The organism is Corynebacterium sp. H130 (assembly GCF_037572395.1).
Lineage (GTDB): Bacteria > Actinomycetota > Actinomycetes > Mycobacteriales > Mycobacteriaceae > Corynebacterium.
Genome location: NZ_JBBHLA010000002.1, coordinates 487,720 through 507,694, shown reverse-complemented (window position 1 = coordinate 507,694; position 19,975 = coordinate 487,720). Strand labels below are relative to the sequence as shown.

Annotated in this window: 17 protein-coding genes; 12 read left to right on the top strand and 5 right to left on the bottom strand. The window is 60.8% G+C overall.

Annotated features, from left to right (window positions below):
• The first annotated feature begins 94 nt into the window (after positions 1-94).
• The 9 genes from WG939_RS06140 to WG939_RS06100 all read left to right on the top strand — a co-directional run bounded on the left by WG939_RS06140 (position 95) and on the right by WG939_RS06100 (position 10,131).
• Positions 95-1,582 carry a fumarylacetoacetate hydrolase family protein gene (locus WG939_RS06140; protein WP_339983709.1) on the top strand — a complete coding sequence of 496 codons (1,488 nt, stop codon included), beginning with the start codon at positions 95-97 and terminating at the stop codon, positions 1,580-1,582.
• 5 nt (positions 1,583-1,587) lie between these two features.
• Positions 1,588-2,244, top strand: a complete 657-nt coding sequence (locus WG939_RS06135; protein WP_339983707.1) for a GntR family transcriptional regulator — start codon at positions 1,588-1,590, stop codon at positions 2,242-2,244.
• Positions 2,241-3,731 carry a 5-carboxymethyl-2-hydroxymuconate semialdehyde dehydrogenase gene (hpaE, locus tag WG939_RS06130; protein WP_339983705.1) on the top strand — a complete coding sequence of 497 codons (1,491 nt, stop codon included), beginning with the start codon at positions 2,241-2,243 and terminating at the stop codon, positions 3,729-3,731. Before WG939_RS06135 ends, hpaE begins: the two co-directional genes overlap by 4 nt.
• A gap of 65 nt (positions 3,732-3,796) precedes the next feature.
• A complete protein-coding gene (gene hpaD, locus WG939_RS06125) occupies positions 3,797-4,870 on the top strand; it encodes a 3,4-dihydroxyphenylacetate 2,3-dioxygenase (protein WP_339983703.1) in 1,074 nt (357 codons plus the stop codon).
• A gap of 19 nt (positions 4,871-4,889) precedes the next feature.
• Positions 4,890-5,675, top strand: a complete 786-nt coding sequence (gene hpaH / locus WG939_RS06120) for a 2-oxo-hept-4-ene-1,7-dioate hydratase (protein WP_339983701.1) — start codon at positions 4,890-4,892, stop codon at positions 5,673-5,675.
• Positions 5,660-6,427, top strand: a complete 768-nt coding sequence (locus WG939_RS06115; RefSeq protein ID WP_339983699.1) for an HpcH/HpaI aldolase family protein — start codon at positions 5,660-5,662, stop codon at positions 6,425-6,427. Before hpaH ends, WG939_RS06115 begins: the two co-directional genes overlap by 16 nt.
• Positions 6,424-7,881 carry an NAD-dependent succinate-semialdehyde dehydrogenase gene (locus WG939_RS06110; RefSeq protein WP_339983697.1) on the top strand — a complete coding sequence of 486 codons (1,458 nt, stop codon included), beginning with the start codon at positions 6,424-6,426 and terminating at the stop codon, positions 7,879-7,881. Before WG939_RS06115 ends, WG939_RS06110 begins: the two co-directional genes overlap by 4 nt.
• 291 nt (positions 7,882-8,172) lie before the next feature.
• Positions 8,173-8,562 carry a CPBP family intramembrane glutamic endopeptidase gene (locus WG939_RS06105; RefSeq protein ID WP_339983695.1) on the top strand — a complete coding sequence of 130 codons (390 nt, stop codon included), beginning with the start codon at positions 8,173-8,175 and terminating at the stop codon, positions 8,560-8,562.
• Positions 8,563-8,709: 147 nt separating this feature from the next.
• Positions 8,710-10,131, top strand: a complete 1,422-nt coding sequence (locus WG939_RS06100; protein ID WP_339983693.1) for a sodium/proline symporter — start codon at positions 8,710-8,712, stop codon at positions 10,129-10,131.
• Between the two features lie 53 nt (positions 10,132-10,184).
• Here the strand turns inward: WG939_RS06100 and WG939_RS06095 are convergent, their stop codons facing one another.
• The 5 genes from WG939_RS06095 to WG939_RS06075 all read right to left on the bottom strand — a co-directional run bounded on the left by WG939_RS06095 (position 10,185) and on the right by WG939_RS06075 (position 17,963).
• Positions 10,185-12,737: an ABC transporter permease gene (locus tag WG939_RS06095; RefSeq protein WP_339983691.1), complete on the bottom strand. Its 2,553-nt coding sequence runs from the start codon at positions 12,735-12,737 to the stop codon at positions 10,185-10,187.
• Positions 12,738-12,739: 2 nt separating this feature from the next.
• Positions 12,740-13,465: an ABC transporter ATP-binding protein gene (locus WG939_RS06090; RefSeq protein ID WP_339983689.1), complete on the bottom strand. Its 726-nt coding sequence runs from the start codon at positions 13,463-13,465 to the stop codon at positions 12,740-12,742.
• Between the two features lie 152 nt (positions 13,466-13,617).
• Positions 13,618-16,179, bottom strand: a complete 2,562-nt coding sequence (locus WG939_RS06085; RefSeq protein WP_339983687.1) for an ABC transporter permease — start codon at positions 16,177-16,179, stop codon at positions 13,618-13,620.
• Positions 16,180-16,185: 6 nt separating this feature from the next.
• Positions 16,186-16,917: an ABC transporter ATP-binding protein gene (locus WG939_RS06080; RefSeq protein ID WP_339983685.1), complete on the bottom strand. Its 732-nt coding sequence runs from the start codon at positions 16,915-16,917 to the stop codon at positions 16,186-16,188.
• A gap of 89 nt (positions 16,918-17,006) precedes the next feature.
• On the bottom strand, positions 17,007-17,963 hold the full coding sequence (locus tag WG939_RS06075; RefSeq protein ID WP_339983683.1) for a pseudouridine synthase: 957 nt from the start codon (positions 17,961-17,963) through the stop codon (positions 17,007-17,009).
• Here WG939_RS06075 and WG939_RS06070 point away from each other — a divergent pair.
• The 3 genes from WG939_RS06070 to WG939_RS06060 all read left to right on the top strand — a co-directional run bounded on the left by WG939_RS06070 (position 17,962) and on the right by WG939_RS06060 (position 19,885).
• The gene (locus tag WG939_RS06070; protein ID WP_339983681.1) at positions 17,962-18,108 is read left to right on the top strand and encodes a hypothetical protein; all 147 of its coding nucleotides are present in this window, start codon (positions 17,962-17,964) and stop codon (positions 18,106-18,108) included. The genes WG939_RS06075 and WG939_RS06070 overlap by 2 nt on opposite strands.
• Positions 18,109-18,230: 122 nt before the next feature.
• Positions 18,231-19,130 (top strand): universal stress protein, encoded by a 900-nt coding sequence (locus WG939_RS06065; protein WP_339983679.1) that lies wholly within the window; start codon positions 18,231-18,233, stop codon positions 19,128-19,130.
• Positions 19,131-19,627: 497 nt separating this feature from the next.
• Entirely contained in the window at positions 19,628-19,885 is a 258-nt protein-coding gene (locus WG939_RS06060) for a GlsB/YeaQ/YmgE family stress response membrane protein (protein WP_339983677.1), read from the top strand.
• The last annotated feature ends 90 nt before the right edge of the window (positions 19,886-19,975 follow it).

Genomic DNA, 19,975 nt, shown 5'->3' with positions numbered 1-19,975 from the left:
TTTAGTGACCCACGTTACTTGCGCGGTTGCTAGGGATCATATACGATTTGGGCAACGAGTCAAGAACTCCCCCTGTCGAACCAGAGGAAAAATCATGATCACTACCCCCACTCTGCCGGTAAAACCGGGCAAGATTATCGCTGTGCATGTGGCCTTCGAGTCTCGTGCAGCGCAGCGCGGTCGTCGCCCGAAGCAGCCGTCATATTTCATGAAGGCGACTAGCTCGCTCAGCGCGTCGGGAAGCGATGCCGTCCTGCCTGAGGGGTGCGAGCTCATGGCCTTCGAGGGCGAGATCGCGCTCATCATTGGTCGTGAAACTAGCCGTGTGTCTCTCGAGCAGGCGTGGGACCGCGTCGCCTACGTCACCGCCTCCAACGACCTCGGCATTTACGACTACCGTGCACAGGACAAGGGCTCCAACACCCGTTCCAAGAGCCGTGACGGCTACACCCCGCTCGGGCCGGAGCTTATCGACGCGCGCAGCGTCGATCCGAAGGGCCTGCGCGTTCGCACCTGGGTCAATGGTGAGCTGAAGCAGGAAGGCGGCACTTCCGACGAGGACCTGATCTTCCCGCTGGCTCAGTTCGTGGCTGACCTGTCGCAGCACATGACTTTGCATGAGGGCGACATCATCTTGACTGGCACCCCGGCCGGTTCCACTGTGGTGAAGCCGGGCGACCTGATTGAAATCGAGGTCGATGTCCCGGGTACTGACATCACCTCTGGCAAGCTCGCCACCAAGGTTGTCACTGGTGAGGGCAATTTTGATCCGGAGCTGGGCATGCTGCCGAACATCGATGACAAGCAGCGCGAAGAGGCCTGGGGCTCCCGCGCCGAGGCTGGTCTTCCGGAGGATCCGAACGCGCTCTCCGATGAGCTGCGCGCCAAGCTCATGGCCGCCCCAACTGCAGGTCTGTCTGCGCAGCTGCGGGGCCGCGGCCTGAACCAGGTGGTCATCGAGGGTGTTCACCCGCAGACCCCGGGCACCAAAATGGTGGGTGTGGCCAAGACGCTGCGATTCCTGCCTGGTCGCGAAGACCTGTTCAAGAAGTATGGTGGTGGCTTCAACGCACAGAAGCAGGCCTTTGATTCCGTCAAGCCTGGCGAGGTGCTGGTCATCGAGGCGCGCAGCGAATCCGGCTCCGGCACGCTCGGCGACGTCCTCGCGCTGCGCGCCAAGCACCTCGGCGCCGCCGGCGTGGTCACCGATGGTGGTATCCGCGACTACGCGGCCGTCCAGGAGATCGGCCTTCCGGTCTTCGGGCAGATCGCGCACCCAGCAGTGCTTGGTCGCAAGCACGTGCCGTGGGAGATGGACGTGGCCATCGGCTGCGGCAACGCCACCGTCATCCCGGGCGACATCATCGTCGGCGACGACGACGGCGTCATCGTCATCCCTCGTGACCTGGCGGAAGAGGTAGCGGAGGCTGCTCTGAAGAAGGAATACGAGGACGAATGGGTGGCCGCCCGCGTAGCTGAAGGCCACCCGGTGGACGGCCTCTTCCCACCGGTCGGCAAGTGGAAGGAGGAGTTCGAAGCCTGGCTGAAGGACAACCCAATGCCAGGCGCGGGTGGACAATAGCAACCATGAATAGAGAACTTTCCAAGACCGAACGCGCCTACGAGCACATCCGTGGCCGCATCCTCAGTGGCCAGTACGCGCCGGGACACCGACTCGTCCTGGCAGAACTGGCCAAGGAACTGGAGATGTCCGTGGTCCCCATTCGCGAATCGATTCGCCAGCTAGAGGCCGAAAGCCTGGTGGACTTCGAACGGAATGTGGGAGCCCGGGTGGCTATGGCAGACCGCAGCGCCTACGTGGATTGCATGCACACGCTCGGCATCCTGGAGGGCAACGCCACCGCCCTCGCGGCGCCTTACCTTAGCCCAGGCCAGCTGGCCAAGGCTCGAGAACTGAATGAAAAGATGCAGGCCTACCTGCAGGAACTGGATCCGAAACAGTTCACTGTTCTCAATCGAAAATTCCACAACGCTCTGTATGCTGCGTGCCCCAACAAGCATTTGGTGGAGCTCATCAACTCGGAGTGGGACCGCCTGGATTACCTGCGGGAATCCACCTTCGCCTTCGTGCCTGAACGGGCAGCGGAGTCGGTGGCAGAACACACCAAGTTGTTGAAAATCATCGAGATTGGTGCCGACGCGGAATACGTCGAAAAGCTCGCCCGCCGGCACCGGCTCCGGACCGTAGACAAGTACTTACAAAAACAGAAGGAAAAATCATGACCAAGCCAGCTCACCTGCCAGAGAAGATCCAGCACTACATCGGTGGTCAGTTCGTTGACTCCATCGACGGCGAGACCTTTGACGTCCTCAACCCGGTGACCAACGAGGCTTACATCCAGTGCGCGTCCGGCAAGAAGGAAGACATCGACGCCGCTGTTGCTGCAGCTACCAAGGCTTTTAAGGAAGGCCCGTGGCCGAAGATGCTGCCGCGCGAGCGCTCCCGCGTGCTGCACAAGATCGCGGACATCGTAGAATCCCGCGAGCAGATCCTCGCCGAGATGGAGTCCTACGACTCCGGCCTCCCAATCACCCAGGCTCTTGGCCAGGCGCGTCGCGCCGCAGAGAACTTCCGCTTCTTCGCAGACCTGATCGTCGCGCAGTCCGATGACACCTTCAAGGTTCCGGGCCGCCAGGTCAACTACGTCAACCGCAAGCCAATCGGCGTCGCAGGCCTCATTACCCCATGGAACACCCCGTTCATGCTCGAGTCCTGGAAGCTCGCCCCAGCGATCGCGACCGGTAACTGCGTTGTGCTCAAGCCTGCCGAGTTCACCCCGCTGTCCGCATCCCTGTGGGCGGGCATTTTCGAGGAAGCTGGCCTGCCAGAAGGCGTGTTCAACCTGGTCAACGGCTTCGGCGAGACGGCTGGCGACGCCCTGGTCAAGCACCCAGACGTCCCGCTGATCTCCTTCACCGGCGAGTCCCGCACCGGCCAGATCATCTTCGGCAACGCAGCTCCGTACCTCAAGGGCCTGTCCATGGAGCTTGGCGGCAAGTCCCCAGCCATCGTCTTCGAAGACGCGGACCTGGAAGAAGCCGTCAACGCCTGCATCTTCGGCGTGTTCTCCCTCAACGGCGAGCGCTGCACCGCCGGTTCCCGCATCCTGGTCCAGCGCGGTATCTACGACGTGTTCGTGGAGAAGTACGCAGCTCAGGCGAAGCGCGTGAAGGTTGGCCTGCCATCCGATCCAAAGACCGAGGTTGGCGCGCTGGTTCACCCAGAGCACTTTGAAAAGGTCATGTCCTACGTGGAGCTCGGCAAGTCCGAGGGTCGCCTTGTTGCTGGTGGCGGCCGTCCAGAAGGCTTCCCAGAGGGCAACTTTGTCCAGCCAACCGTCTTCGTTGACGTCCCGCCAACCGCCCGCATCTTCCAGGAAGAGATCTTCGGCCCAGTCGTCGCCATCACCCCATTCGACACAGAGGAAGAAGCCCTCGAGCTGGCCAACAACACCAAGTACGGCCTGGCTGCCTACGTCTGGACCTCCGACCTCAAGCGCGCCCACAACTTCGCGCAGAACATCGAAGCGGGCATGGTCTGGCTGAACTCGAACAACGTTCGCGACCTGCGCACCCCATTCGGCGGCGTCAAGGCATCTGGCCTCGGACACGAGGGCGGCTACCGCTCCATTGACTTCTACACCGACCAGCAGGCCGTCCACATCAACCTGGGCAAGGTTCACAACCCAGTGTTCGGCAAGCAGGACTAATTAGTTAGCACCGGGCTTGTCGACGACCGTCCGTCGGCAAGCCCCTCATATAAAGGAACCCAACAATGAACGTTTCAGCCCCAGATATCATCCGCTGCGCCTACATGGAGCTCGTCGTCACTGACCTGAAGGTCTCCCGCGAGTTCTACGTGGACGTGCTCGGCCTCACCGTTACTGAGGAAGACGATCAGGCGATCTACCTGCGCACTTCCGAGGAATTCATCCATCACAACCTGGTGCTGCGCCAGGGCCCGGAAGCAGCGGTCGCTGCATTTTCCTACCGCGTGCGGACGCCGGAGGACGTCGATAAGGCAGAGGCGTTCTACAAGGAGCTCGGCTGTCGCGTCGAGCGTCGCGCGGAGGGCTTTGTTAAGGGTATCGGCGATTCCGTGCGCGTCGAGGATCCGCTGGGCTTCCCCTACGAGTTCTTCTACGAGGTCGATCACGTCGAGCGTCTTGCTTGGCACTACCACCTGAACTGCCCAGGTCAGCTGGTGCGCCTGGATCACTTCAACCAGGTCACCCCGGACGTGCCTAAGGCCGTGGCGTACATGGAGGACCTCGGCTTCCGCGTCACCGAGGACATTCAGGACGAGGAAGGCACCACCTACGCTGCGTGGATGCGTCGTAAGCCAACCGTGCACGACACCGCCATGACCGGCGGCGACGGCCCACGCATGCACCACATCGCCTTTGCAACGCACGAGAAGCACAACATCCTCGCCATCTGCGACAAGCTCGGCGCGCTGCGCCTGTCCGACCACATCGAACGCGGCCCAGGACGCCACGGCGTATCCAACGCTTTCTACCTCTACCTGCGCGATCCGGACGGCCACCGCATCGAGGTCTACACCCAGGACTACTGGACCGGCGACCCAGACAACCCAAAGGTCACCTGGGACGTTCACGACAACCAGCGTCGCGACTGGTGGGGCACCCCGGTCGTCCCATCCTGGTACACCGACGCCTCCCGCGTCCTTGACCTCGACGGCAACCTCGTCCCACTCGTGGAGCGGACCGACGCCTCCGAGCTGGAAGAGACCATTGGCGCCGACGGCTTCTCCTACACTCGCAAGGACGACACCGAAGAGATGCCAGAGTGGAAGAAGGGCGAGTTCAAGCTGGGCCACCAGCTCTAACTCTTAAAAGGGACTAAACATGCTGGATAGCGCGCAGATTTCAAAAATTGCGGACGACCTTGCCCGCGCCGAAGCCGACCGGACGATGATCCCACGGCTGACCGCTCAGTACCCGGAGATGACGGTGGAGGACTCCTACGCCGTCCAAAACGAGTGGAAAAAACGCGGGATCGATGCTGGTCGCCGCCTGGTCGGACGCAAGATCGGCTTGACCTCGAAGGTGATGCAGGAAGCCACTGGCATCACCGAGCCGGATTATGGCGCCATTTTCGACGACATGGTCTTCGAGAACGGTTCCGTCATCGAGCACGCGCGGTTTTCCAACGTGCGTATCGAGGTCGAGCTGGCTTTCGTGCTGAAGGAGGACCTGAGCGGTCCGAATTGCACGATTTTCGATGTGCTGCGCGCTACCGAATATGTGGTCCCTGCCCTGGAGATCCTTTCCTCCCGCATTGAGATGGAGGACCGCACGATCGTGGACACCATCTCCGATAATGCGGCGATGGGTGGCATGGTCTACGGCGGCAACCCGGTCGCGCCATCCGATGTCGATCTGCGCTGGGTCTCCGCGCTGCTCTACCGCAATGAAACGATTGAGGACACCGGGGTCGCAGCTGCTGTCCTCAACCATCCAGCAATGGGCGTCGCGTGGCTGGCAAACAAGCTCGCTGCCCACGGTGATTCCCTCAAGGCCGGAGAGATCATCCTGGCCGGGTCCTTCACTAAGCCGATGTGGGTCCACCCGGGCGACACGGTTCATGCCGACTATGGCCAGCTAGGAGCGATCACGTGCCGATTCAACTAGGTCTTCCGTTTGGCTCTTCCTTGGGCGGTGAGCCCAAGGTCGGATTGTGGGTCTGCTCCGGCTCCCCGGCCGCCGCCGAGATCATGGCTGGTTCCGGCGCGGACTGGCTGCTTATCGACGGCGAGCATTCGCCTATCGGACTCGAGTCGATTTCCTCACTTCTGCGCGCGGTTCAGGGCTACGATGTGGCCCCTGTCGTCCGCGTGCCAGTGAACGACACTGCGCTCATCAAGCAGTACCTTGACCTGGGCGTTCAAAACTTGATGGTCCCCATGGTGGACTCTGCCGAAGAAGCTGAAGCTGCCGTCAAGGCGATGCACTACCCGCCACGCGGCGTGCGCGGCGTCGGTTCTGCTCTGGCGCGATCGTCTCGGTGGAATCGGGTACCTGGGTACCTGGCTAACGCCTCCGAGACCGTGACCTGCATCGTCCAGATCGAAAGCGTCGCTGCGGTTGCCGCGGTGGAGGAGATCGTGGCGGTCGATGGCGTCGATGCGATCTTCATTGGGCCGGCTGATCTTGCGGCGTCGATGGGGTACCTTGGGCAGCAAAGCCACCCCGAGGTGCTCGACGGTGTCCACAAGTCGATCGCGGCGGCGAAGGCTGCTGGGAAGCTTGTCGGTGTGAATGCTTTTGACGAGACGCAGGCTCGCGCTTATCTGGATGCTGGCGTTGATTTCATCGCCGTCGGCGCGGACGTGCAATTGTTGGTCAAATCCAGCGACGCGCTGGTGGAAAGGTTCAAGAAATGAAAGATCTGCTAGCAAAAGTCCCCACTGGCCTGCTCATTAATGGTGAGTGGGTGGATGCAACCACGGGCGAGACCTATGATGTGGAAAACCCGGCAACGGGCGACGTCATTGCCACTTTGCGTTCCGCTGGTTCCGAGGACGCGATGAAGGCATTGGACGCTGCGTGTGCCGTCCAAAAGGACTGGGCCCGCACCCCAGCCCGCGAGCGTTCTGAGATCTTGCGCCGCGCTTTCGAGCTCGTCATCGAACGCGCCGATGACTTCGCCACCCTCATGACCATGGAAATGGGCAAGCCACTGGCCGAGGCTCATGGTGAAGTAAAGTACGGCGCTGAGTACCTGCGCTGGTTCGCCGAGGAGGCCGTTCGTCTGGACGGTCGCGTCGCAAATGCGCCGGAAGCCGACTTCCCGATGCTCACCCGACGCAAGCCTGTCGGACCGTGCCTGCTCATCACCCCATGGAACTTCCCACTGGCCATGGCCACCCGCAAGGTCGCCCCGGCGGTCGCCGCTGGCTGCACCATGGTGCTCAAGTCCGCGCGCCTCACGCCGTTGACCGCTCAGTACTTCGCCCAGACCATGATCGACGCCGGCCTGCCTGCAGGCGTCCTTAACGTGGTGTCTGGCAAGTCGGCTTCGGCGATCTCCAACCCGCTGATGGCGGATAAGCGCCTGCGCAAGGTCTCCTTCACCGGCTCCACCCCGGTCGGCCAGAAGCTTCTCGAAGCAGCCGCCGGAAACGTGCTGCGCACCTCCATGGAGCTCGGTGGCAACGCGCCTTTCATCGTCTTCGAGGACGCTGACATCGACGCCGCAGTCCAGGGGGCCATGGGCGCGAAAATGCGCAACATCGGCGAGGCCTGCACCGCCGCCAACCGCTTCCTGGTCCACGAGTCCGTCATCGACGAGTTCTCCGCCAAGTTCGCTGAGGCTATCAGCAAGCTGAAGGTCGGCAACGGCCTCGACGAAGGCGTCACCTGCGGCCCTCTGGTCGAACAAGCTGCCGTGGACAACATCGCCGAGCTTGTCGACGACGCCGTCGCCCGCGGGGGCCGCGTCCTCGTTGGCGGCAAGCGGGTTGACGGGCCTGGCTACTTCTACGAGCCGACCGTCATCGTCGGCGCCCCAACCGACGCCCGCGTCTTCCGCGAGGAAATCTTTGGCCCTGTGGCCCCGATCTTCGCATTCGACACGGAGGAGGAGGCGCTGGAGCTGGCCAACGATACCGAATTCGGCCTGGCCTCCTACGTCTTCACGTCTTCGTCCGACCGCATGTGGCGCATGTCCGACGGCCTCGAGTTCGGCCTGATGGGCTACAACTCTGGCGTCATCTCCAATGCAGCCGCCCCATTCGGTGGTGTGAAGCATTCCGGTATGGGGCGCGAGGGCGCTGCCGAGGGTATTGAGGAGTACACCTCGCTGCAGTACATCGGCGTTAAGAATTCTTATGCTTAAGGAATGCGCTTTACGTTAGAGATTTTCGGGCTTTTTGTCGGGCTTGTTTTCGGGCCCCTACTGATGTTGCTGGTCTGGGTGAAAATCGCTCACCCAGACAAAAGCTTCAGAATGTCGCTGCTTTTTGTCGTCGTTTTCTTAGCCTTGTCGCTTGGACTAGTGGCGGTCGTCCGCCACATCAAGAGAAAGGGCCCGACCTGGGGTGAACTAGGAGTTGGCAAAAGCAAGCGCAGCCTTTGGCATCTCCTTTGGCAGATTCCCTGTGCACTTTTCACCGCCTCAACTGTTCAAATGCTGGTGAGCACGTCCTTGGATCCGGGTGCGCAGCCACAAGACTCCTCGCTGGAATCAGCTGCGGCCACCGGTTTGGTTCCCGCATGGGCCCTTGCGCTCGGGTTGCTGAGCTTTACTGTTATCGGGCCAATCCTGGAAGAAATTGTGTTTCGTGGCGTTCTCATGCACGAACTCGGTAAGCTCGTACGCCCAGTGTGGGTAGTAGTTCTATCCGCTGCGATTTTCATGGCGATCCATCTCGCGGTCCCCGTATTCCCATTCCTATTCGTGATGGGGGTATTTCTCGCTTGGATGCGCCTATGGCATGGCAGTTTGTGGCCCCCAGTACTGGCTCACATGTGTGGCAATACAATTGCAAGCTTTGGGGTGGTGCTGGCCCTGGTCTAGTTCGGTAGCGACGCTTGGGACCCGGTACTCTTTCCCCATGTTCGGTTTGCCCATCGAAACTTTCCTGATCCTCGCGGTCATCCCCGTGGGCTGGGTCATCTATACCGTTGCCTTCTGGTTCAAGAGCAAAGATTGGCCGGAGGAGCAGTGAATATCGCACTCGTAGTCCTGGTTGTGTACTTCCTCGCCATGGTTGGAATCGGCCTGTGGACGGCCCGGCTCCCGCAAAACACTGACGAGGATTACCTGCTGGGCGGCCGCAGGATTGGCCCGGCGGTGACGGCGCTGAAGCTGCAGTCAACGTCCATGTCCGGATACATGTTCCTCGGCGCGGGCTCGCTCGGGCACACGCAGGGCTATTTCGGCATGTGGTACGCGCTCGGCGACCTCGGCGGCGGCATCCTCAACCTCTCGGTGCTGGGGCGGCGCATGCGGACGCTGTCTCAGAAACTCGGCTCGATCAGCGCGATTGAGTACCTGGGTGACCGCTACGAATCGAAGTGGGTGCGCCTCATCGCTGCCCCGATCGCGCTTGGCGCGCTGTTCCTTTACGTGTTGTCGCAGTTCATCGCGGGTGGCTCGGGCCTGGCGTCGGTGACGGGCTGGTCCTATCAGACGGCGCTGCTCGTGGCCGTCGGCGTGATCGTCGCCTACACCTTCCTCGGCGGCTATCTTGCGGTGGCGTACACAGACTTTGTACAGGCCATCATCATGCTGATCGGCATGGTGTGGATCCTGATCGCCACGATCCAGGCGGTCGGGGGACTGACCGCGGGCAACCAGGCTGTCGGGGAAATCAACCCGAACCTGCTTACTATGTGGGGTGCCGACCAGCAGTTTCACGGCCAGTGGGGCCTGATCCTGGGCGCGTTGTTCGTCTTCTCCATCGGCTATCTCGGCTGGCCGCACGTGGTGGTCTCCCACATGGCGATGAAAAATCCCAGCGTCTCCCGCAAAGCCGGTGTCTATTCGCTGCTGTTTAACATCCTCTTCATCCCGGCACCGTACCTGATCGGCGTGATGTCGATTCTTATAGTCCCCGGCATCGCGGACCCCGAAAAGGCGATCTTCGCCGTCGCGGAAGCGGTCCTGCCACCGTTCGCCGTGGGCATCGTCATGTCGGCCGTCATGGCCGCGATTATGTCCACCGCCGACGCCCTGTTGTTGCAGGTCTCGACCATCGCCGCCCGCGATTTTCTGCGTATCGACGCCCGCCTGATGGTCATTCTCTTCGCCGCCGGGGGCGTGGCGCTGGCGCTCTGGCAACCACCAGCGGTGTTCACCCTGGTCATCTTCGCCACCACGATCCTGGGCTCCGCCTTCGCCCCGGCCTACGTGTGCGCCGTGTGGTGGACTCGCGCAAATAAGGTTGGTGCCATTGCCTCGATGATTACGGGAACCGTTGTTTCTGTTTGCTGGAAGGTTTCCGGGCTTTCTGAGCTCACACTCGCAGACCCGATGGTTGCAGGCCTCGTGGCCTCCACGCTGGCGATGATCATTGGTTCGCTGGCTACCCAGAAATCGCATCCGGTGTCGAAGGAAATGGCAGCGATGGTGGCCGAGCTGTAACGGAAATTTCCCCGCGGAGCTATCAGGTCCGCGGGGAAAGGTTTCTCTGGAAGCTATTCAGCAATAGCCTCCAGCGGCTTCGTCCTGGCCGCGGACCGGGCTGGCATGAGCGCTGCGATCAGTCCGACGAGGCCAGCGGCGAGCACCACCACGCCTACCTGGATCCACGGCACTGCGATCGAGCTCAGGCCCAGGTCAGAGAGGCACTTAATGAATGCCCAGCCCAGGCCCAGGCCCACCAGCGAGCCAACCACCGCGCCGTAGAGCGCGATCACGATGGCTTCCAGGTGAATCATCCGGGATACCTGACCCCGCTGCATACCCACGGCGCGCAGCATGCCGATCTCCTGGCGGCGCTCAGACACCGACAGCGCCAGCGTGTTCATGATGCCCAGCACCGCGATGATCACGGACAGCGCGAGCAGCGCGTAGAGGATGTTGAGCATCATGGAGATCTGCTTGCCTGCCATGCCCTTGACGTCTTCGCGGTCGAGGACGTTCACCACGAGGTCCTCCGCAACCGCGTTTTCCAGGTCGGTACGCAGCTGGCTCAGGGAAGCTCCGTCCTTAGCCTCAACCATCACGTTGAGCAGCTGGAGTTGTTTCATCGGAACGATCTTGGACGTACTTGTGGTGGAGACAACGCCCGTGCCGATGCCCATATTCACCTTGAAGATGCCCACCACCGGGACGGTCACCGACTCGCCGGTCAAGGAGTAGATCTGCACGCTGTCGCCGGTGCTGACCCCATTGGCGCGGGCCGAGTTTTCGTCCAGCAAGATGCCTTCCCTGCCGGTCAGGTCAGAGCTGCCGGAGATCATCTCGATCTTCATCGTGCGGGCCACATCGCCGTCGATCGCGCCGAAGAAGTCGGCCATCATCGGGTTTTCCGCCGGTTTACCGACCGTAACAGGCGCAAGGTAGATCGGGGTGGCGGTGTCTACGCCGTCGATAAGCTTGACGCGATCGACCACGTCGAGCGGCACCGACATGCCCGACCCCTGCGGCGTGCGGAGCATGTAGTCGACGGTGATGGTGGAGTCGACGAGGTCATCGACGTTGGTGCGCATGGTGGCGCCCATCATGCCGATCGCGGAGACCATCATTAGGCCGAGCATGAGCGCGAAAGCCGTGGCGGAGGTGCGGCGCGGGTTGCGACGCGAGTTGGTTGCAGCAAGCTTGCCGACGTTTCCAAAAGGCACGCCCACCACTCGGCCGATGGAGCCCACGAATGGAATCGATAGCGCAGGGCCCGCGAGCCACAGTCCCAGCACCAGGGCGAATGCGCCCACGCCGACGGTGATGGCACGAGTCTTGGCATCGCCCAGGTCCTCGTTGAGGCCAGCGAAAGCGGCCAGACCCGCACCCAGGAACAACAGCACGCCTCCAACAATGGTGCGCCATTTCAGCGAGTTCGAAGAGGACTGATCGCCGGAACGCATTGCCTGAACTGGGTGAACGCGACCCGCGCGCCGGGCTGGTGCCCACGCGGAGAACACGGTGACCAGGATGCCTACAGCTAACGGAGCCACAATTGACGCGGTATCCAGTGCCAAGCCCGCATCCGGCATACCCAGGCCCTGTGCGTCCATCACTGCGTAGATCGCGCGGGTGATGCCCATGCCTGCGAAAATGCCGAGGACGGAGCCGATGATGCCAACCACGATCGCCTCGAACACCACGGAGGTAGTGATCTGGGAACGGGAGGCGCCGAGGCTGCGCAGCAGTGCGAACTCGCGCAGGCGCTGGGCGATGATCATGGAGAAGGTGTTGGAGATGATGAACGAGCCGACCAGCAGGGCGATCGCGGCGAAGGCCCACAGGAAGTAGTTCATGAAGGCCAGCGACTCCTTGATCTGCTTGTTCTGTTCGTCGGCGAGCTGGGTGCCGGTTTGGAACTTCAGATCCGGGTACTTCGCTTCCAGGTTCTTTTGCAAGGTAGCGGCGTCGCCGGAGGCATCGATGGAGACTGCGGACACGTGCTCGCCGTCGGTAAAGAACTTTAGGTAGTCGGCCTCTGGGATGACCACGCCAACGAAGCCGCCGACGGCGATATCGGTGTCGTAGATTCCCGAGAGCTGGTAAGTTTCGCGCCCCACGGAGGTGACCACAGTGATGGTGTCGCCGATCTTGGCGCCAGCCTTTTCCGCCGCGGTGGTGTTGAGCGCTGCTTGTCCTGGCTGCGTTGGGTAGGAGCCCTCCTTCAGTCGCGCGGTATCACCAACCGTCTTGCCACTTTCGTGCTGCGGTAGGGCGATGGAAGGAGCGCCACCGGTCTGCAGTGGCTTCTTGTCCGGACCTGCGACAACAACAGTTGGGTTCCCGGATTCCACGTCCACGGCAGCGACGCCCGGCATGTTGCGCAGTTCTTCTACCAGCGACAACGCAATGCCCGCCGAGAGCTGATCCTTTTGTTTAGCCTGCAGGTCAATGGACCCGTAGGAAGACTTCGTGATTTCAGTAAAACTGTTAGACATGCTTGCCGAAAGCATGTTGGAGCCCGCGATGAACGCAGTGCCCAGCACCACGGCCAGCAGTGTCAGGCCCAGTCGGAGCTTGTGCGCCGCGAGGTTGCGCAGCGAGATAGTTCTCATGGCGTTTTTCATGGCTACTGCTCCATTTCGCCCATGACCTGCAGAATTTCTTCTGTGGTCGGATCAAGCAGCTCGCGGACGAGCGCGCCGTCAGCGAGGAAGATGACGCGATCGGCGTAGGACGCGGCCTTGGCGTCGTGCGTCACGATCACCACCGTCTGCCCCATCTCATCGACCGCAGTGCGCAGGATGTCGAGTACTTCCTTCGACGCATTCGAATCCAGGTTGCCGGTCGGTTCGTCACCGAAAATCAGATCAGGTCGGCTGATCAGGGCGCGGGCAATGGCGACGCGCTGCTGTTGGCCACCCGAAAGCTCGGCGGGGCGGTGTCCGAGGCGCGGCGTGAGACCCAGTCGCCCGGTGACCTCATCAAACCACGCCTTATCGACGCTCTTGCCCGCAATACTCAGTGGCAACACGATGTTCTCTTCCGCGGTCAGCGTCGGAACCAGATTGAAGTACTGGAAGACGAACCCGAGCCTGTCGCGTCTGAGCTCTGTGAGCGCTTTGTCTTTCAGCGTGGCCAAGTCCGTTTCGCCGATGAGCGCCTGACCACTGGTCATCGCGTCGAGGCCTGCCATGCAGTGCATGAGGGTGGATTTGCCGGACCCCGAAGGACCCATGATCGCGGTGAACTCGCCCTTGTTGAAGCCAACATTTACATTGTCCAGTGCGGTGACAAGATTTGGCTCGGATCCATAGGTCTTCACCAGGTTTACTGCGCGTGCTGCTACGTCCATTTCTTCCTCCTTGTAGTTGATCTAGCTTCAGTATCGAACTATTGGGAGGGATCAGCGAGCGTTTTCCCAGTATATGGGTGGTTTTTCAGGGTTTACCCTGAGATGCGAAAAGGGGCCCTGATTGCATCTCAGGGCCCCATGTTCTGACTTGATTAGTCTGTAATAGCTTCGAGCGGTTTCGTGCTTGCTGCCTTGTGCGCCGGCCACACCGCGGCGATGATGCCGACGATGATGGACGCGCCGAGCATTCCGGCAACCTGGCCCCATGGAACGACGACGGAATCCATGCCCTCACCCGAGAGCGCGTGGATGAAGGCCCAGCCCACACCCAAGCCGACGATGGCGCCCAGCAGCGCACCGTAGAAGGCGATGACCGCGGACTCGATGTAGATCATGCGACGGATCTGGCCACGCTGCGTACCGACGGCGCGGAGCATACCGACTTCTTGGCGACGCTCGATCACGGACAGCGCCAAGGTGTTGATGATGCCGAGGATGGCGACAACCACGGAGAGTGCCAGCAGGCCGTAGAGGATCGTGAGCATCTGGTTGATCACGCTGGTGGTCTGGCCGATGAACTGGTCCTTGTCCTTCACAGCAACAACCAAGTGGGAGGCGGTAGCGTCCTCGAGCTTGGTGCGCATGTCGTCGTTAATGCCGTCGGCGGAGTCGACGAAGATGCTGTCAATCTGGATGAGGTTTTCATCCGTGAATTGCTTCGCGGTTTCGTAGGAAGCAAGAGCTCGGCCAACAGTGGCGTTCTGCTTGTAGATGCCCTTGACCGGGGCCTTGCCTTCGCCTCCGGTGATGGATACGAGCTCAGCCTCGTCGCCAACCTTCAAGTTAAAGGTCTGCGCGGTGGACTCGGCGATGATCACGCCTGGCTCGTTCTCCGGAATGTTGAGGTCGCCCTCGATGGTCTCGATCTTCACGGCCTTGGTGATGTCACCACGGATCACCTTCATCACCGGTGGGCCCATGGAATCGCTCATTGGTTTACCGCCGAGGAGCAACGGTGCGCCGTACAAGGTGGTGACAGAGTCGACACCGTCGACACCAGCTACCACATCCGGAACGTCCTTTGGTACGCCAATGGAGCCGCCGGCGGAGCCATTGAGGACGTAGTCTGCGTTGATGGTGTCATCGATCATGTCGGCCATGGAATCGCGCATGGTGGCGCCGAGCATGCCGATGGAGGAGACCATCATCAGGCCAAGCGTGAGGGCAAAGGCGGTAGCCGCGGTGCGACGCGGATTGCGTTGAGAGTTCGTCGCAGCCAGCTTGCCGATTGCACCGAATGGCGCGCCAACAACCCGGCCAAGACCGCCAACCAGCGGCCCTGCAAACGCAGGCCCAGCCATCCACAGGCCGACCACGATGAGGAAGGCGCCCACGCCGATCGTGCTCATGCGAGGGGTCATGCCCCCGAGCTTGTCATTGAGGGAACCGAGCAGCGCCAGGCCAATACCCGCGACGATGGCACAAGAACCGATCGCGGTGCGCACCACGAGGGAATTATTGCTGGACTGATCACCCGCGCGCATAGCCTGAACCGGATGCGTGGATCCGGCGCGCTGCGCTGGGGCCCAGGCAGACAGGACGGTGATGAGGACACCTACGCCAAGCGGAACAAGGATGGAGGTGGTGTCCAGGCCAAAGCCACCGTCGGGAAGCGGCAGGCCCTTCGCCTTCATGACTGCGAAGAGGGCCTTGACCAGGCCCATGCCTGCGAAAATGCCGATGATGGAGCCGACCAAGCCGACGATAATGGCTTCAAACACCACGGACAGGGTGATCTGGCGCCTCGACGCTCCGACGGCGCGCAGCAGGGCGAGTTCGCGACCACGCTGGGCGACGATCATCGCGAAGGTATTCGAGATGATGAAGGTGCCCACGAGCAGTGCGATGCCGGCGAAGGCCCACAGAATGTAGTTCACAAAGGACAGGCCCTTGGAAATCGCTTCCGTGGTCTGCTTGACCAGGGCCTCACCGGTTTGGACGGTGACGCCAGGGAACTTCTGGGAGAGTTCGTCGCGGACGCCGTCAGCATTCGCGCCGTCCTTCAGTCCGATGGTGACCAGCTGGACGTGCTTGCCGTCGGTGAAGTGCTTCAGAAAGTCCGGCTCGGTGAAACCAACGCCGACCATGGTGTCGCTGACCGCATCGGAGCTGAAGGTGCCGACGACGGTCATTTCCGACTTACCCACCGGCGTGACAACGGTGGTCTTATCGCCCACCTTCAGGTTGCCCTTTTGCATCGCACCGACGTTCAGGGCGATTTCATTTTCGGCGGCGGGTTTCGTGCCGTCAGTGAGTGTGACGCCGGTGGCGAACTCTTCACTAGGGGAGACCGCAAAAGCCTGCGCAGGGCCTGCGCCGGTTTGCAGCGGCTTGCCGTCGGAACCGGTGACCACCACCGAGGACTGCTGCGCGGAGATCTCGGCGCTGGCCACATCCTCACGCTTACGGATCTCTTCCACGTCGGTGAGCGGAATGCCCTGCGGTGATTGCTGGCCCGGCATGATGACGACGTCAATGTCATCGAACGCCGTGGTGAGCAGATCATCCATGCTGGTCTTCAGGGCGGTGGTCATCATGGATGAACCCGCGATGAAAGCCGTGCCGAGCACCACAGACAGGATGGTCAGGAACAGCCTGACCTTGTGACTTGCGATATTGCGCAGGGAAATCTTGCGCATTGCGTTGCTTGCCATAAGGTTTTACGCTTCCTCGATTCGGGCCATGACGCCCAGGATCGACTCAGTGGTAGGGGACTGCAGCTCTTCCACGAGCTTGCCGTCGGCAAGGAACACAACGCGGTCAGCGTAGGAAGCAGCCTTCGGATCGTGCGTCACGATCACCACGGTCTGGCCCAGCTCATCTACGGACGTGCGCAGGATGGACAGCACTTCGGCGGAGGAGTTGGAGTCCAGGTTGCCGGTAGGCTCGTCGCCGAAAATGATGTCCGGGCGGGAAATCAGGGCGCGAGCAACGGCGACGCGCTGCTGCTGACCACCGGAAAGTTCCGATGGGCGGTGATCGAGGCGGTGGTCCAGGCCGAGGCGCGTGGTGACCTCTTTGAACCACTCCTCATCAACCTTGCGGCCAGCGATATCGACCGGAAGGGTGATGTTTTCGCTTGCATTGAGGGTCGGGACCAGGTTGAAGGACTGGAATACGAAGCCCAGGCGATCGCGCCGCAACGCGGTCAGCTCCTTGTCCTTCATGCGGGACAGCTCGGTGTCGCCAATAAAAGTGCGGCCAGCGGTCGGGCCGTCCAGACCAGCCATGCAGTGCATGAGGGTGGACTTACCAGAACCAGAAGGTCCCATGATGGCTGTGAACTTGCCCTTTTCAAATTGGATGGAGACTCCGTCGAGTGCGCGTACCGCTGCCTCACCGGTGCCGTACTGTTTCACCAGCTCTTCCGCATATGCGGCGATCTCAGCCATCAGTGCTTGTCCTATCTAGTTCATTTGTTGAGGAAACATACGTCACTTTAGTTAACGAAAGTGTGTGAAGCACAAGTTCCGGACAATGGTCACAACTTGGATACGAATTCCCGATGCTCGCCCGTCAGTGGATCGCGGAAACTGAGGCGCCGCGAAAGCAAGTGCATCGGCACGTCAAAATCTTCCGCTTCTAGTGGGAGGACGTCCGGATATACGGGATCGCCCAGGATCGGCGAGCCCGCCAGAAACATGTGCAAGCGCAGCTGATGCGTGCGCCCTGTCAGAGGGTGCAGCTCATAGCGGGCCTGGGGTCCAAGCGGGCCGTGCATCTGTTCCAAGTGAGCGTGCTCTGCGGCGTCGATAAGCGTGACGGAATTGACCTCGGTGCGGGCGTTGACTGGCCCGTCGACAATGCGCGTTTTAAACTCACCGCGCTCCTTCTCCATACGGTGCTCCCACACGGTCCCCGGGGTGATGCTCGGGTTGACGTCCGCGATCGCCTCGTAGACTTTGTCCACCTCGCGCCGGGCGAACAACTCCTGGTAGGCGCCACGAATCTCGCGACGTTTGGTCAGCACCAGCACGCCCGAGGTGAGGCGGTCCAGCCGGTGCGCCGGCGACAGCGCCTGGTTGCCGGTCTGACGACGCATGCGGACCAGCACCGATTCCGTGATGTGGCTGCCACGCGGGAAGGTGGCCAAAAACGGGGGCTTATCGACGACCAACAGCTCGTCATCCTCATGAATAATGCCGATCTCGTGCGGAACTACCTTTTCGGGCGCTGGAACGCGGTAAAACCAAATATCCTGGCCTGGTTTGAGCAGCTGGTCGGGGGTGAACGGCAGACCTCTTTGATCGACGACTTCCTGGTCAGTGAAGCGCTGGTCGAGGGCTGCCTCATCATCCTCGGGGTGGACGTAACGCTGCGTATTGATGAGGTGTTGGACGAATGCGCGGGCGGTCATCGGCTCCGCATCGTCGGGGAAGCGAACGCGGGACGGATTCAGTCCGTCTCTGACTGGCAGTGGCTGTATTGTGTTCCCCATGGATATCAATTCAATCATGACTCAGGTAGTGGACTTCTTCAGCCACGGTATTGGTGAAATCATCGCAAACGTTATGCGCGTTATCTACGCAGTGCTGTACCCAGCAAACGCCGAAGCTGCACACCCGGTAGAACTGCCCGCTTAAGTGGTTAGAACCACTGCCTAAACCGGTGATGGGAGCGTAGACTGGTATCTAGAAATCCTTATGACTAATAGGGATTGGCCAGTGAAAGCGCGCCTCATGGCGTGTTGTTAGGAGAGACCCACATGTCGAGAGAAAACATTGTCGTTGTCGCGGTCGATGGCTCGGAGGCCTCCAAGGTAGCGGTGCGTTGGGCAGCCAACACCGCCATGAAGCGCGAGATCCCTCTTCGCCTCGCATCCTCGTATGCGATGCCTCAGTTCCTCTACGCAGAGGGCATGGTTCCACCGCAGGAAATCTATGATGACCTGCGCGCAGAAACCATGGAAAAAATCGACGAAGCCCGTGCGATCGCTCTGGAAGTCGCGCCAGAGCTGAAGATCGGGCACACCATCGCAGAAGGCAGCCCAATTGACCTGCTGCTGGATATGTCCAAGACCGTCACCATGATCGTCATGGGTTCCCGCGGCCTCGGCGGACTGTCCGGCATGGTCATGGGCTCCGTCTCCGCAGCCGTTGTCTCCCACGCAGAATGCCCAGTTGTGGTGGTCCGTGAAGACAACCCAGTTGACGAAAGCACCAAGTACGGCCCGATCGTGGTCGGTATCGACGGCTCCGTAGTTTCCGAGAAGGCAACCCAGTACGCCTTTGCTGAAGCCGCTGCTCGTGGCGCTGAGCTCCACGCCGTTCACACCTGGATGGACATGCAGGTCCAGGCATCCCTCGCGGGACTTGCTGCAGCGCAGCAGCAATGGAAGGTTGTCGAGGAAGAGCAGCACGTACTGCTCGCCGAGCGCCTGGCTGGCTTCCAGGACGAGTACCCAAACGTCGCGGTGAAGAAAATCGTCACCCGCGACCGCCCAGTACGCGCGCTTTGCGACGCAGCCGAAGGCGCCCAGCTCCTGGTTGTTGGTTCCCACGGTCGTGGCGGATTCAAGGGCATGCTCCTTGGCTCCACCTCCCGAGCGCTGCTGCAGTCCGCACCGTGCCCAATGATGGTGGTCCGCCCAACGGCTGAAGACTAGGTTTTACTAGCGAAACCGCACCTGCGATGCAGGTGCGGTTTTTGTTTTGTGGCTGAGAGCTGAGTTTAGGAACCCGAGTTTCGGTAAGGGCGGAGGGGGTTTTCGCTGTTTTCGGGGATTTTGCCCCGAAATTCGGGTTCCTAAACTCGGGTTTTGCTTGGTGGTCGCTTTCCTGGAGTCGGGAATGTCTCTTGGCATCGTCCCGAGCCCGGGGGCCTAGGCATTTGTCGAGTTTAGGAACCCGAGTTTCGGCAGGGGCGGAGGGATTTTTCGCTGTTTTCGGGGTTTTCGTCCCGAAACTCGGGTTCCTAAACTCGGGATCAGCTTGAAACCCTAGCCACTAATAAAAATTCCTACCAACAAACCGCCGTTTTATAACGAGGAGGCAACAGCATGGTTTCCAATCGGGTATCAGGACCGCTATTTCTCGCTATTTGTTGACGAGGCTCCTACTGTTGGGCTTGTAAGCGAAACCAGAACTATTAGGAGAAAACATCATGATCAACTTCATCATCTACATCATCATTGGCGGTATCGCTGGTTGGATCGCATCCAAGATTATGGGCACTGACGCGCAGATGGGTCGCTTCCTTAACGTGGTTGTCGGCGTTATCGGTGGCCTGATCGGTGGTTGGGTGCTGAGCCTGTTCGGTATGAGTACTGAGGGCCAGGGCATGTTTATGAGCTTCATTACCTGTTTGCTTGGTGCGGTCATTCTGCTTGCGATCGTTGGTCTCTTCACCAAGAAGCGCTAAGAGTTAAACTCGGCGGGCCGGTTCGGATGTTTCGAACCGGCCCGTTTTGTTGGCTATGATGTGAACGAACTGGTCTGTTTTGAGGAGGTT

Coding starts and splice junctions, on each gene's coding strand:
- hpaD (WP_339983703.1), top strand. CDS start 3,797: ATGAACGTTTCAGCCCCAGATATCATCCGCTGCGCCTACATGGAGCTC.
- WG939_RS06080 (WP_339983685.1), bottom strand. CDS start 16,917: ATGGCTGAGATCGCCGCATATGCGGAAGAGCTGGTGAAACAGTACGGC.
- hpaE (WP_339983705.1), top strand. CDS start 2,241: ATGACCAAGCCAGCTCACCTGCCAGAGAAGATCCAGCACTACATCGGT.
- WG939_RS06090 (WP_339983689.1), bottom strand. CDS start 13,465: ATGGACGTAGCAGCACGCGCAGTAAACCTGGTGAAGACCTATGGATCC.
- WG939_RS06065 (WP_339983679.1), top strand. CDS start 18,231: ATGTCGAGAGAAAACATTGTCGTTGTCGCGGTCGATGGCTCGGAGGCC.
- WG939_RS06140 (WP_339983709.1), top strand. CDS start 95: ATGATCACTACCCCCACTCTGCCGGTAAAACCGGGCAAGATTATCGCT.
- WG939_RS06110 (WP_339983697.1), top strand. CDS start 6,424: ATGAAAGATCTGCTAGCAAAAGTCCCCACTGGCCTGCTCATTAATGGT.
- WG939_RS06135 (WP_339983707.1), top strand. CDS start 1,588: ATGAATAGAGAACTTTCCAAGACCGAACGCGCCTACGAGCACATCCGT.
- WG939_RS06085 (WP_339983687.1), bottom strand. CDS start 16,179: ATGGCAAGCAACGCAATGCGCAAGATTTCCCTGCGCAATATCGCAAGT.
- hpaH (WP_339983701.1), top strand. CDS start 4,890: ATGCTGGATAGCGCGCAGATTTCAAAAATTGCGGACGACCTTGCCCGC.
- WG939_RS06105 (WP_339983695.1), top strand. CDS start 8,173: ATGCTGGTGAGCACGTCCTTGGATCCGGGTGCGCAGCCACAAGACTCC.
- WG939_RS06070 (WP_339983681.1), top strand. CDS start 17,962: ATGGATATCAATTCAATCATGACTCAGGTAGTGGACTTCTTCAGCCAC.
- WG939_RS06095 (WP_339983691.1), bottom strand. CDS start 12,737: ATGAAAAACGCCATGAGAACTATCTCGCTGCGCAACCTCGCGGCGCAC.
- WG939_RS06060 (WP_339983677.1), top strand. CDS start 19,628: ATGATCAACTTCATCATCTACATCATCATTGGCGGTATCGCTGGTTGG.
- WG939_RS06075 (WP_339983683.1), bottom strand. CDS start 17,963: ATGGGGAACACAATACAGCCACTGCCAGTCAGAGACGGACTGAATCCG.